Here is a 12,945-nt window from a genome sequence, read left to right on the forward strand (position 1 = left end):
TTTCAACTACAAGGGAGCCAACATATGAAGTTGTTCTTTTTAGGATGCGCATGTATTGTTTTTCTGGCATATGTATTTTCAGTTAACTTTTAAGGCAAGCTTGTAGTAAACTAGAGAATAAGAAAAGGAAAGAGAGGGAATAGGATATGCCAACACCTAGTATGGAGGACCATATCGAACAAATATATTTATTAATCACTAATAAAGGGTATGCTCGTGTGTCTGACATTGCTGAAGCATTATCTGTTCTTCCTTCTTCTGTTACAAAAATGGTTCAAAAATTAGATAAAGATGGTTATTTAGTTTATGAAAAATACCGTGGCCTTACATTGACGCCTAAAGGAGAAAAGCTTGGGAAACGTCTTGTACAGCGCCATGAACTTCTAGAGCAATTTTTGCGAATCATTGGTGTAGATGAAGAGCGAATATACAATGATGTAGAAGGTATCGAACATCATTTGAGTTGGAATTCAATCGATCGAATTGCGGATCTTGTGCAAGTAATGGAAGAAAATCCGGACATCGCGAAAAAGCTAGAGGCATCTAAAACACATCATAACTTTTAATCTCTATCAGCGAATGTTTTGTGTAGCGACAGCTACAGATGTTAAAGCCTTCGGTGAAGTTTTTTTGCGAAAATGATGGTAAGAAGGAAAGGAAGACAATATGAACGAATTAAAATCAGGTGAAGTTGTTACGTTAACTGTGTTAGAGCAACAAGCATCGAAATGGATCTTAACAAATGGAGTTGACGAACTGCCCTTAAATGCTTCAGAGGTAACAGAGCCACTTGCAGTAGGTGACCGCCTTGAAGTATTTTTATTTGCAGATCGTCGTGGTGATTTAGCAGCTACAACAGCTATCCCATCTTTCGTACAAGGGGAATATGGCTGGGCTCGTGTTCTAAAAGTAGTCGAGCGTGAAGGGGCTTTTGTAGATATCGGTACTTCACGCGAGGTGCTAGTAAAAGCTGAAGATTTACCTGCAATAACAGAGCTTTGGCCAGCACCAGGCGACCATTTATTTATGACATTGCGCACAGATCGCAATGGTGATTTATTTGGACGTTTGGCAACTGAAGAAAAAATTTCGGAATTATATGAAGGTGCATTTGAAGACATGCACAATAAAAACATTAAGGCACGTCCATATCGTTTATTACCAGTTGGCTCGTTTTTATTAGGTGTAGACATTCCGTACCGTATTTTTGTCCATGAATCAGAGCGTAATGAAGAACCTCGTCTGGGACAAGATGTTGTTGTTCGTATTATTGATGTAAAAGACGAGGGTTCGATGAATGGTTCACTTTTACCACGTAAACATGAGCGTATTTCAGGCGATGCGCAAAGAATTTTAAATTACCTACAAGAGGTAGGAGGAAGAATGCCGTTTGGCGATAAATCCTCACCAGATGAAGTTCAAGAAATGTTTAACATGAGTAAAGGTGCATTCAAACGAGCGTTAGGTACACTTATGAAAGCTGGTAAAGTGAAACAGCAGGATGGTTGGACAGAGGAAATTTAGTGTAGAAGAAATTCTTCTGCACTAAGAGTATGAACGGCTACTAAATGAAATTAAAGAAAATGACGAGAGCCCTTTGAAACCTTCTCGTCTTTTTTTCGTACTAATAATTGTTTAGTAATTGATTGGCATGCATTTTACAGGCCAAATGAGTTTTTGGATGAAAGGGGTCACACAATTTGAAAAAAACATGGATAAAAATACTAACAGCGACAATGTTAGTATTTGGCGTGATGGCACCCGCAACAGGTTTTGCGGCTGATAATACGCCACCTAAAGCAATTGATGAAAAATTAGGAGTACCGATTGTCGTATATGGTGCAAACTTATCTGAGGCTGAAAAAGAGTCTGTTAAAAAGTCATTAAAAGTGAACGAAGAGCCTGAAGTTGAAGAAATAACAGTATCAGGTCAAGACTTAGCTAAATATATTAAAGATAGTAATTCAAGTTCTCGTATGTATTCTTCTGCCAAAATCACGCGTAAAAATGCAGGAGAAGGATTAGTTATTGAAATTGTTACACCATCAAACATTACACAGGTTACATCTGAAATGTATGCAAATGCCATGCTAACTGCAGGTATTGAAGATGCAACAGTACAGGTGGCTGCACCTAAAGCAGTAACAGGTCATTCAGCGCTTGTGGGAATTTACAAAGCTTACGAAGTAAAAACAGGTGAAAAGCTTGATACTGAGCGTACAGATGTTGCAAATGACGAGCTATCAGTAGCAACTACTCTTACGCAATCAGCAGGAGTTGAAGATGCCAAGGTTGCAGAGTTACTAACAGAAATTAAAAAAGAAATTGCAGAATCAAAGCCAGCGACTAAAGAAGAGGTTGAAAAGATTGTGCAAGAGCAATTAAACAAGCTTGAAATTAATTTAAGTGAAAAGGACCGTCAATTGCTAGTTGATTTGATGAACAAGATTAGTAAACTAGATATTGATTTTGGTAAATGGTCTGAACAATTAGATGATATTAGCAATACGATTAAAGAAAAATTCGGATCGCTAATGGAAGATAAAGGCTTCTGGGAAAGTGTGAAAAATTTCTTTGCTAATTTAAAGGATACAATCGCATCATGGTTTAATTAATCTGGACGCAATTACGCCAAGGCAAAATTGATAGAAAAGAATCTGCAACACTTTCTCCTGATTGCTAGAGAAAGTGAGCGGATTCTTTTTTTATAAGGTTTATATTTTTTTAACGTGCCACTCGCCAGCTTTGTAAAAATATAAAAAGCTATGGTACTATGATAAAAAGGAGTGGTGAGAAATGGAATTTCAATTACAACAGCTAGCGGATAAAAAGCATGCTTTTGTTTATGAGCAAGAAGGGGAAAGATTAGCGGAAATTACATGGCAGCAAAAGGGTCAAGTAATGGTCATGGATCACACATATGTATCAGATAAGCTCCGTGGCCAAGGGGTGGCCAAAAAACTGTTGGATCATGCCGCAGCCTATGCACGTGAACAAGGCTATAAAATGGAAGCGGTTTGTTCTTATGTAGTTGCAGCATTTGAAAAATCCGATGCTTACAATGATGTAAAACAATAAAGTGAAACTTTAATCAGTGGGGATTTTTTCTTCCCCACTGATTATTAGTCTTCACCAATCGGGCGTTTACGGGCAGTTTTAATCCAACCTTACTTCTTTAATTTTGCTAAAATTTTATGGTGAAAACTACTGCCCGTTAACGCGGGATAAAATAAGGCAATCTGCTTATTAATAAGCTGGATTGCCTTTTAACTTCTTTCAGTAAATGTTTTTGTAAAACATTTACTGAAAGAAGTTAAATCCTCCAGAGGATGTCACAGAATCGGAAAGGAGTTCTTTGTGCTTGCACAAAGCCGATTCTGGACGCAATTATGCCAATGCATAATTGATTTTTATAGACCATTCATGTGGCTCCTTACAGTAAAATACTATAAATTAGTATTGTTAAGATGCCTGCTCCACCTACTAATGAAGCCATGTCTACCCAATCATATACTGAATCTAAATCTTTCATAATAATCACTCTCCTGTTATTAGTATAAATTCATTAATTCCCTTTACTTGTCCTTTGTAATCATAAAAAGTTACAAAAAAACCGTAATTACGAAAAATAAATGTTTACCATAAAATTTTGTAGAAGAATAATTAACTATTTGCGAAAAAATATAGATGTCCTAAGAAATGTGTTTATATTATGGAAGCGAAGGGGAATAGATGACTCTCTTTTTATATATGCAGTAGCGTATATAAAAATTATGTTTAGTCCTCAAAAAATAGGGAAAAGATATATTACAGAGCTAGTTTTTATATTTTTGGGAGGGATTTATAATGGCGAAACGTAAAGGGTCAGGTGTTATGCTAGTAGGGTTAACTTTAGCAGCATCTTATTTAAGTAAAAAAGAAAACCGTGATAAAGCGTTGAGTATGTTTAATAATGCAAAATCTAAATTAGCATCTTATTTGAATACAACGAATATGGAGATGCATGGAAACATTACAGAGCGTATATCTACTGAAGTAGCCACAGAAGCTGGAACGTCTCCAACAAAAATAGCTTCAAATGAAATGGTTGCAGAAGGTGGAGGGCATACAGGTATCCATTACTTCAATGGAGAAATTCAGGAACAAGAGAAATAACAACAAAACCTTCTCATTTTACGTGAGAAGGTCTTTTTTGTGTACATATGATGATCGTTGCAAATACTAATAATACAATTCCAGTAAATATAAAGCCGCTGACAATACCTAGTGAGAGCCATCCTAGTAATGAGGAACCTAAGACAACTCCTAATGAGAAGAAGGCATAAAAATAACCATAGGCTTTTCCGCGGATTTCTGCCGTCGTAGAGTCGATTAAAAGTGAATTGACTGATGGGAATAAGAAGCCAAATCCGATACCGTAGCAGGCCATTGCAATATAAAGTAACGTACTTGAATCTGCCTGACTAATTAATAATTGACTGATCCCCATTAAACCTATACCAAGGGATAATGTTTTGATAGGAGCGACCTTATCGAAAATACGGTTAGTAGGCAAAATAAATATGAGAACAGCAATAATGCCAAATGTACTCATCAAGGTACCACTTAAACGTGAATCAAAGCCTAAAGATTGCACTTTTAGTGGAAGGAGATAGGCAATAACTCCTTGAGAAAACATTAAAAAGAATGCACTGGTAAAGGCTTTCAATGTACCTGGATTATTAAAAAGTACATAAAAAGGAATGTTTGCAGTTGAAGCAGACTTTTCTTTTTTTACCTGATTTGATTTTAATAAAAAGAAGGCAAGTATTCCTAACAAGAGCATAAAGCTTGCAGTTATATTAAAAACGAATGGTACGCTAGTACGACTCGCTAAAATTCCGCTAAATGCAGGACCGATTATTGCAGCGATACCAACAAATGCTCCAGAGATAGCACTGCCCTTACCTCTTTTTTCTTGCTCAGTAGCATTCGCTAAAAATGTGAAAGCAGCAGGAACGATAAAGCCCGCAACTAATCCATGTACAAAGCGGACTACTAATAGAGTAATAGGATCTTCCACAAAATTATAAAGGGATAGTGAAAGGCCTGTCGTTAAGAGACCTAGGATTAAAATAACGAATGGTCCTTTACGATCTGTTAAAAAACCAGAGATAACATTACCAAATGTATTGGAAAGGGAATACATACCTACTGCTAGGCCGGTAATGAAGGTTGATGCCCCTAAGGATTCAGCATATGTACTCATGACAGGAAGTTGAGTAAATAGGTCGAAAAACGAAAAGAATATAATCAAATAAATAAGTTTCTTCATAGCTCCTCCGATAGAAAATTATATGTTAATGAGAATGAATATCACTCTTATTATACCATTTTCGACAAAAAAGAACGCCTCATAAGTTTTTGACTTAATGAGGCGTTCCTGAATGATGAAAATTAAGCTTTAGCAACTTCTTTTTTCATTGTTTTGTTTTTAGCAAGATTTACGTGCCAAGAAAGTGCTTCCTCTAAAATATGAGGAGTTTGATGGCTACCAGTTGCTTCTACAGCACGGTTATAGTAATCCCAAAGTTGTTCTTTGTAATCTGGGTGTGCACAGTTTTCGATAATTAAAGGTACACGCTCTTTTGGTGCAAGACCACGTAAGTCAGCAATACCTTGCTCAGTTACGATTACATCAACATCATGTTCAGTGTGGTCAACGTGAGAAACCATTGGCACGATTGAAGAGATAGCGCCGCCTTTTGCGTATGATTTAGTAACAAAAATACCTAGACGTGCGTTACGTGCAAAGTCACCTGAACCACCGATACCATTCATCATACGAGTACCTGATACGTGAGTTGAGTTTACGTTACCGTAGATATCTAATTCTAGAGCAGTGTTGATTGAAATTAGACCCAATCGACGGATAAGCTCTGGGTGGTTAGAAATTTCTTGTGTACGTAGGCAAATTTTATCAGCGTACTTTTCTAAATTGCCGTATACTTTTTTCTGTAGTTCTTCAGTCAGCGTAATTGAAGTAGCTGCAGCAAATTTAACTTTACCAGCATCAATTAAGTTGAATACAGCATCTTGAAGTACTTCAGAAGCAACAACTAAATCTTCAAATTCTGAATCAGCGAAGCCATCAAGTACAGCGTTTGCAACAGAACCAACACCAGATTGTAATGGCATTAATTGTTTTGTTAAGCGACCCGCTTTAATTTCATCACGGAAGAAGTCTAATAAAATGTTAGCCATTGTTTGTGTTTCTTCATCAGGTGGTACGATTAATGAAGGAGCATCAGGCTCTTCAGAAATAACAATCGCTTTAATTTTAGCTGGATCAACTTTGATACCGATATCACCAATGCGTTGCATAGCATCAGTCATTGGAATCGCTTCACGTTTACCTTGCTCAGCTGGTACATAGATATCATGGATACCTACTAAAGCTTCTGGGTGAGAGATATTTAACTCGATAATAATATTCTCAGCGTATTCAGCAAAGATAGGTGAGTTACCCACTGAGTTTGTTGGGATGATGAAGCCATCTTCTGTAATAGCTACAGCTTCAAGGATTAAATGTTTAATAGGTCCGATAATTCCTTGGCGAACTAATTCAGCATTATGTGAAAGGTGAGCGTCTACATATAGTACATCCCCAGAGTTAATTAAGTTACGAATACCTGCATCTCCTTGGAATGGTCCGCGTTTGCGGATAACACCAGCTTCAGCTAAGTATTTATCAACTTCAGGTCCTAAAGAAGCCCCTGTATATACATCAATTTTGAATTTTTCGTTTTTAGCGCGCTCTACTAAAGCCATAGGAACAACTTTTGCGTCCCCCGCACGAGTGAATCCACTCATACCAACTACATCACCGTTTGAGATAAGTGCTGCAGCTTCATCAGCAGTAACAATTTTACTTTCAAGTTCTTTTAAGCCTAGGCGTTTTTGAATAATTGCATCCATTAAAAAGTCCTCCCCTAAAAAGTTTTATGGAAACCGATTACAAAACTAGAAAAAACGTGTAAGAATTTTCTGTTTATTTAGTTGTAGTATGACACCAACCATTTGAATAATACTATCACCAAATTGTCACAATTACTTTAGAAATAGCATTAAATTGAGTAAAAACAGGAAAAATGAGCATAAAAACGAATTTTCGACAGAGAAAACGTTTTAATGTAGAGGTGTATTGTTTTTAGAGAATTTTACTTTTGAAAATTCAGTAATATAATGTGGGGTTAATTTCCGTTCCGACTGGTTGATGAAGAGCATTTAAATTTAGCAAGAAAAAAGTACAGCGAACAATTAAAATGCTCGCTGTACTTATAAAAAAATTAGAAACCTAAAGAACGACGGAAATAACTTGCATAGCGTTGGCTAACTGGAATACGAGTACCGTCTTTCATGATTAATAAAAACGTTGAATGAGAATCTGGTTGAATTTCATCAATGTAGTCAATGTTAACGATATAAGAGCGGTGACAACGTATAAATGAGTCAGGTGCTAAAAATAGCTCAAGATCACTTAGGTTTAAGCGGTGGTAGCCTTCACGACTCATCGTTTTAACAAATGTTTTTCGAAGCTGTGTTTCAAGATAAATAACTTGATCATGTTTGATTGGGTACCAGCAGTCATCAATTTTAATAGTAATGTAGTTCGTTAAAAATGCTGATGGCTTTTGTGGGAAGATTGCAGTGATAGCACCCTTAGTTTCGCCTTCCTCCATTAAAGGAATACTCATGCCATAATATGCTACTCCAAATACATCAGGCTCAATGTAAGAACTAATCTTTTGTCCGTAGTTTAACGCTTTATGAGCTGCTGAACCTTCTTTAATTGGGTCGCCAGGCTTGATCTTTAAATCAACTTTTTTGCTTGCTTGGTAGTACAAGTATTCGTTTGTATCGGAGATTGCGATAGAAGTATTCTCGGGGAAGAATTCTTTAATAATCTCCATAATTTCTTCTATTTGTTTTGGATCCACTATTAACACCTCGTCTAAACTTTTAAAAATAGTATTATCATCTATTTTACTACATATTCATATAAATTATATAGAGAAGATTTCGGAATAAAAAAGAGAAATGTCGATTGATGAAAAATATAGGTGTAAAACGACATTACATAATTTGTAACAAATTTTAAAAAATTACTAATTCGATTTGATATATATATGGTAAAATTTAATTGTGCGACATAAGTTTACGGGGTTTCTACTGTGTATATATGATAAATTAGAACTAGTGTGAAAGACAAAATGTGGTTGAAAGGAAATCGCAGAATATGGTAAAATTCACTGTATAGTCTATTTTTTTTTGTAACTGATGGTATAGTTGGGTTATTTTTATTATATAATATATGAAATATGACTCAATTCGTACAATTGATAAGGAAATACTATTTTCTTATTTTGAAATAAGTAGATTGGTGTCAAGAATTGTAACAGCAATTCGTGCAATCTGAGGAAAGATGGGGAAGATTATGCAACTACATCAACATTCTATGTCAGAAACGATATCCAAAAGATACTTTCAGGAAATCGATAGTATTAACCAATACATCGGTGTTGAAGAATTTTTTAATATTGAGTCGAAATTAGTATTTGAAATTTACCATTTAGAATCTGCAAAGGCAAAGAAATCTTTGCATAAATTAATTGATATTCTTTCCATACGTTTTGGCAAACAAGTCATTAAAATTGTTCGAAGTTATTTTTCTGTTTTGTCGTCAATTGTTGCACGTAAATTGCTAGACAATCAAGTTCCTTCGAAAAAAGCTTTTGCTTTTAACATTGCTTGTAATGATATGATTGAAAATCAAATGAAAGACGCAGAATTTTTACAATTCGCTGATGATTTAATTGATTTTTTTGTCTACTTCATCGCAGATCGCAAGCAACCGACTTTTCGTCACCAGACAGTTAATAAAGTAATAATGTATATAAACGATGAATTGGAAAATGACTTAACAGTGGAAAGCATCGCAAATAATTTTCATATAAGTACGAGCCACTTATCACGTATATTTAGAGAACATGTTGGTATTACACTTGTTGAATATCTAAATGTTCGCCGAGTAGAAGAGTCACAGTACTACCTTAGACACACGAATAAAAGTATAACTTCTATTTCAGATCAATTCCATTTCTGTAATCAAAGCTATTTTACCCGCATCTTTAAAAAATATACTGGGGTAACGCCCAAACATTTCCGAGATGAGCTACATCATGAGTTTTATCGTTTCGAGATGGCGGAATCAGAGCTTCAAAACGTTTAAAGTCATAAAAAGATTAATAAATAGATGCGGACGTATTAGCGATGCTAAAGCTCGCATCTTTTTTATGCTTGCTATTTGATAATAATGGACCCGATAATGTATACTTCATTTTAGTTGATAAATAATAGTAGGTGGAAAAATGAAGAAATTGAAGCTATTTTCAATGCTTGGACTTGTCGTTTTTGTTCTTAGTGGCTGTCAAGCTGTGCAAAACAAAGAAGGTTTTTTCTATAGTATCTTTGTAAAACCTATGGAATTTTTATTGGAATTTTTCGGTAATACTATTTTTTCAGGTAGCTATGGTTTAGCAATTATCGCTATTACGGTTCTTATTCGTTTAGTTTTAATGCCGATTATGTTAAAAAATTACCGTCAGCAACAAAAGATGAAAACGAAAATGGATGCGTTTAAGCCTGAGATGGAAGCTGTTCAGAAAAAGATGAAGGAAGCTAAGACAAAAGAAGAGCAAATGCAGTATCAGCAAGAAATGATGGCATTATATCAAAAACATGGCATCAATCCACTCAACATGGGTTGTTTACCAATGTTAATTCAAATGCCTATTATCATGGGTCTTTATTTCTCTATCTTATATTCTACAGATGTGAAATCACATGAATTTTTATGGTTTAGCCTAGGTTCACCTGATATCGCTATGACAATTGTCGCAGGTATTGTTTATTTAGTTCAAGCACGTGTATCATTATGGACAGTACCAGAGCAACAAAAAGCACAAATGAAAATGTTTATTTATATTTCACCAATTATGATTGTCTTTATCTCGATGTCATCTATGGCAGCCCTACCACTTTACTGGTCGGTCAGCGGTGCATTATTGATTATTCAAACATATATCGGTCGGAAATTTTATTCGGAACATCCGGAAAAAGTAAACTCATAAAATTATTTGTCGAGGCGCTTATGTAGCCTCGATTTTTTTAGGAGGACAGTAAGATGAATACAAAGTGGCTATCATCTATTCTAGTCGCAATTTTTAGTATCGCGGCTATCGTATTTATTATCATAGGTAATTTTAACTTTGCGGTATTTGCAATGACTATTATGTTTGCCGTATCTAATGGATTTAGAGCAAAAAGTTTTAAAGAGCAAGGTTATATAAAAGAAGCGAAATGGATGAAGTACATGGCAATCTTTTTCTCAATTGCTTCTATTGTAGTGTTTATTATTATTCTCACAGACTAACAGATTAATTTTAAAATCATGGGTGAAAACCCACACCCTAAATTGTGAACAGTGCTAAAATGAGACTATAGCAAAATAGTAAAAACTAGTATCGGTACTTACTGAAGGACTGTTCTTTGAAGATGTAGTACTGGATAACTTTAAAAGGGGTAAAAAATAGTGAAAAAGAAACGTTTTCCACTCATCCTGGGTGCTTTAATCTCGGTGGCGCTTATCGCATCTATTTTCGTAGTTTATAACTATAAAAATAAACAGATAAGTAATGCATCAGATGGACATGAACAACAAACCGCAGAACCAACTAAAAAAGATTCACCTGTAAAAGAAGAGCCGAAAAATACAGCGGATAATCCGGTGAAGCCCGAGCAGAAGGTAGATGAAAATGGCTATATACCAAATCAAACATTACCAACTGAGCCGACATATATTAAAGGGATTTTATTAGCGAATAAAGTATATCCGCTACCATCTACCTTTGCGCCTGAAGAAAGTCCAGAGGCACGTCAAGCTCTAAATAAAATGCTTGCTGCTGCAAAACAACAAGGTTTTGAATTAGTAGCTTTTAGTGGCTATCGATCTTTTGAATATCAAACAACATTATATAATAACTATGTAAACCGTGATGGGCAAGCTGCCGCTGATCGCTATAGTGCGCGCCCTGGTTATTCAGAACATCAAACCGGTTTGGCCTTTGATATAGGGGAAGTCGGTAAAGATAAATTATGGCTAACTGAAGAATTCGGTGAAACACCAGCAGGCCAATGGTTATTTACACATGCTCAAGACTATGGCTTTATTTTACGATTCCCCAAAAATAAAGAAGACATCACAGGTTATATGTATGAGTCATGGCACTACCGTTATGTAGGTGTAGACATAGCAAAAGACATAAAAAAACAAAATATAACGCTAGAAGAATATCTAGGTGTGAAATAAAAAAAGGGAAGAGAGTTGTTCGTAATGTTACGAACTAGCTCTCTTCCTTTTCTACATTCTACAAGATCGGTGTTAATAAGCGTGAAATGGATTCTTTAAATTTAATTAATGCGGAACGATTTTGGTACATTTCCCAAGTTAATTCAGTACAATCAAAAATATCTTTTTCAAACAGCTCAGCAAGCTGATGTGAAATCGTTGAGTCATAAATGAAGGCATTTACTTCAAAATTTAAACTGAAACTGCGTACATCAAGGTTTGCAGTACCGATTGTTGATGCTTCATCGTCAATAATGATTGCTTTAGCATGAATAAAGCCCTTTTCATAAATATAAACTTTCGCTCCTGCACGCAATAATTGTCCTACGTATGAATATGTAGCCCAATAAACAAACATATGATCAGGCTTATTTGGAATCATGATTCTTACATCAATGCCTGAAAGCGTCGCAATTTTAATAGCCTCTAAAAAACTAACATCAGGGATGAAATATGGCGTTTGGATATATATATACTTTTTCGCCATATTAATAAGCTTTAAGTAGCCCATTTTAATATGTTCCCAGTCAGAGTCAGGTCCACTAGACACGATTTGTAAGCCCACATCGCCTTTTTTTGGAATAGCAGGGAAGTAACGATCTGAATAGCCCATTTTCTGTTGTACGGAAGCTTGGTTCCAATCAAGTAAAAAGCGTGTTTGCAATGGATGGACGGAGCTACCTTCAATACGTAAATGTGTATCTCTCCAATAGCCAAACTTTTTTTGTAGACCGAGATACTCATCTCCAACATTAAAACCACCAATATAACCAATACGACCATCAATCACAACAATTTTCCGGTGATTTCTAAAATTTAAACGAGGGTTTATAAGCGGCAAAATGGATGGGAAAAATACTTCGACTTCTCCACCTGCAGTAAGTAATTCTTTGAAATGGCGTTTTTTAACATTGCGCGAGCCCATTTCATCATATAAGATTCTTACCTTAACTCCTTGCTTTGCTTTTTTTATAAGTGCATTAACAATGCGTGTACCTAAGTCATCTAAACGGAAAATATAATATTGAATGTGAATATGATCTTTTGCTGCCTCAATATCTGCTAGTAGCTGCTCAAATTTATTTGCACCATCATCAAAAATATCAATGTGGTTATCTTGCGTTAATACAGCATTATTTGTTTTAAGATGCATGTAAATCATTTCTTTATAATTTTCCGCATTTTCGATCCGAAACTCGAACGTATTATCTCGAATCGCTTCTGTCTGATAGCTAATGAGGTTATCGATACCGATATCCTTGCGTCCTTCCCAACGGAATAAATGTTTTTTTCGTAGTTGTCGTCCGAACATCAAGTATAAAATAAACCCACCTAATGGAATGAAGAATAGTACGAGAATCCATGCCCATGTAGAAGTGGCATCTTTACGCTCTAAAAAAATTATGACCATTGCTGCCAAAATATTAACAAACATAATTAAAGGTACTAGATATCCAACATCGGTAAAAATACTCATTCCTACACCTGCCTTTACT

13 protein-coding genes are annotated in these 12,945 nt (G+C 35.5%); 9 read left to right on the top strand and 4 right to left on the bottom strand.

Features of this window, described 5'->3' with window-relative positions; genetic code table 11:
• The first annotated feature begins 146 nt into the window (after positions 1–146).
• The 5 genes from mntR to ACVYAD_RS22610 all read left to right on the top strand — a co-directional run bounded on the left by mntR (position 147) and on the right by ACVYAD_RS22610 (position 4,155).
• Positions 147–566 (top strand): transcriptional regulator MntR, encoded by a 420-nt coding sequence (gene mntR, locus ACVYAD_RS22590; RefSeq protein WP_079562516.1) that lies wholly within the window; start codon positions 147–149, stop codon positions 564–566.
• A gap of 100 nt (positions 567–666) precedes the next feature.
• Positions 667–1,524, top strand: a complete 858-nt coding sequence (locus ACVYAD_RS22595) for a CvfB family protein (RefSeq protein ID WP_349661728.1) — start codon at positions 667–669, stop codon at positions 1,522–1,524.
• A 176-nt stretch (positions 1,525–1,700) separates the two neighbouring features.
• The gene (locus ACVYAD_RS22600; RefSeq protein ID WP_349661727.1) at positions 1,701–2,615 is read left to right on the top strand and encodes a DUF1002 domain-containing protein; all 915 of its coding nucleotides are present in this window, start codon (positions 1,701–1,703) and stop codon (positions 2,613–2,615) included.
• A gap of 181 nt (positions 2,616–2,796) precedes the next feature.
• Positions 2,797–3,078, top strand: a complete 282-nt coding sequence (locus tag ACVYAD_RS22605) for a GNAT family N-acetyltransferase (RefSeq protein WP_386831301.1) — start codon at positions 2,797–2,799, stop codon at positions 3,076–3,078.
• 768 nt (positions 3,079–3,846) lie between these two features.
• Positions 3,847–4,155: a hypothetical protein gene (locus ACVYAD_RS22610; RefSeq protein ID WP_349661725.1), complete on the top strand. Its 309-nt coding sequence runs from the start codon at positions 3,847–3,849 to the stop codon at positions 4,153–4,155.
• A 13-nt stretch (positions 4,156–4,168) separates the two neighbouring features.
• Here the strand turns inward: ACVYAD_RS22610 and ACVYAD_RS22615 are convergent, their stop codons facing one another.
• The 3 genes from ACVYAD_RS22615 to ACVYAD_RS22625 form a co-directional block, all read right to left on the bottom strand.
• Positions 4,169–5,314 (bottom strand): MFS transporter, encoded by a 1,146-nt coding sequence (locus tag ACVYAD_RS22615; RefSeq protein ID WP_476428029.1) that lies wholly within the window; start codon positions 5,312–5,314, stop codon positions 4,169–4,171.
• Positions 5,315–5,436: 122 nt separating this feature from the next.
• Positions 5,437–6,957: a succinate CoA transferase gene (locus tag ACVYAD_RS22620; RefSeq protein WP_349661723.1), complete on the bottom strand. Its 1,521-nt coding sequence runs from the start codon at positions 6,955–6,957 to the stop codon at positions 5,437–5,439.
• A gap of 371 nt (positions 6,958–7,328) precedes the next feature.
• Complete coding sequence (locus ACVYAD_RS22625) at positions 7,329–7,979, bottom strand: LytTR family DNA-binding domain-containing protein (RefSeq protein ID WP_049663393.1); 651 nt, start codon at positions 7,977–7,979, stop codon at positions 7,329–7,331.
• A gap of 497 nt (positions 7,980–8,476) precedes the next feature.
• On the opposite strand from ACVYAD_RS22625, the gene ACVYAD_RS22630 reads away from it, so the two are divergent.
• From ACVYAD_RS22630 to ACVYAD_RS22645, 4 genes are all read left to right on the top strand, one after another.
• A complete protein-coding gene (locus tag ACVYAD_RS22630) occupies positions 8,477–9,271 on the top strand; it encodes a helix-turn-helix transcriptional regulator (RefSeq protein ID WP_079562523.1) in 795 nt (264 codons plus the stop codon).
• Between the two features lie 139 nt (positions 9,272–9,410).
• A complete protein-coding gene (gene yidC, locus ACVYAD_RS22635) occupies positions 9,411–10,172 on the top strand; it encodes a membrane protein insertase YidC (RefSeq protein ID WP_476428030.1) in 762 nt (253 codons plus the stop codon).
• Between the two features lie 53 nt (positions 10,173–10,225).
• Positions 10,226–10,474 (top strand): hypothetical protein, encoded by a 249-nt coding sequence (locus tag ACVYAD_RS22640; RefSeq protein ID WP_197141517.1) that lies wholly within the window; start codon positions 10,226–10,228, stop codon positions 10,472–10,474.
• A gap of 159 nt (positions 10,475–10,633) precedes the next feature.
• Entirely contained in the window at positions 10,634–11,410 is a 777-nt protein-coding gene (locus tag ACVYAD_RS22645; RefSeq protein WP_476428031.1) for a M15 family metallopeptidase, read from the top strand.
• A 58-nt stretch (positions 11,411–11,468) separates the two neighbouring features.
• On the opposite strand, the gene cls is transcribed toward ACVYAD_RS22645, so the two are convergent.
• Positions 11,469–12,926: a cardiolipin synthase gene (cls, locus tag ACVYAD_RS22650; protein WP_476428032.1), complete on the bottom strand. Its 1,458-nt coding sequence runs from the start codon at positions 12,924–12,926 to the stop codon at positions 11,469–11,471.
• Between the last annotated feature and the right edge of the window lie 19 nt (positions 12,927–12,945).

The organism is Lysinibacillus sp. G1-3, assembly GCF_056322905.1.

Bases quoted from the DNA above. Each gene is read 5' to 3' on its own strand.
- ACVYAD_RS22610 (WP_349661725.1), top strand. From the start codon at position 3,847: ATGGCGAAACGTAAAGGGTCAGGTGTTATGCTAGTAGGGTTAACTTTA.
- mntR (WP_079562516.1), top strand. From the start codon at position 147: ATGCCAACACCTAGTATGGAGGACCATATCGAACAAATATATTTATTA.
- ACVYAD_RS22605 (WP_386831301.1), top strand. From the start codon at position 2,797: ATGGAATTTCAATTACAACAGCTAGCGGATAAAAAGCATGCTTTTGTT.
- ACVYAD_RS22615 (WP_476428029.1), bottom strand. From the start codon at position 5,314: ATGAAGAAACTTATTTATTTGATTATATTCTTTTCGTTTTTCGACCTA.
- cls (WP_476428032.1), bottom strand. From the start codon at position 12,926: ATGAGTATTTTTACCGATGTTGGATATCTAGTACCTTTAATTATGTTT.
- ACVYAD_RS22640 (WP_197141517.1), top strand. From the start codon at position 10,226: ATGAATACAAAGTGGCTATCATCTATTCTAGTCGCAATTTTTAGTATC.
- ACVYAD_RS22595 (WP_349661728.1), top strand. From the start codon at position 667: ATGAACGAATTAAAATCAGGTGAAGTTGTTACGTTAACTGTGTTAGAG.
- ACVYAD_RS22620 (WP_349661723.1), bottom strand. From the start codon at position 6,957: ATGGATGCAATTATTCAAAAACGCCTAGGCTTAAAAGAACTTGAAAGT.
- yidC (WP_476428030.1), top strand. From the start codon at position 9,411: ATGAAGAAATTGAAGCTATTTTCAATGCTTGGACTTGTCGTTTTTGTT.
- ACVYAD_RS22630 (WP_079562523.1), top strand. From the start codon at position 8,477: ATGCAACTACATCAACATTCTATGTCAGAAACGATATCCAAAAGATAC.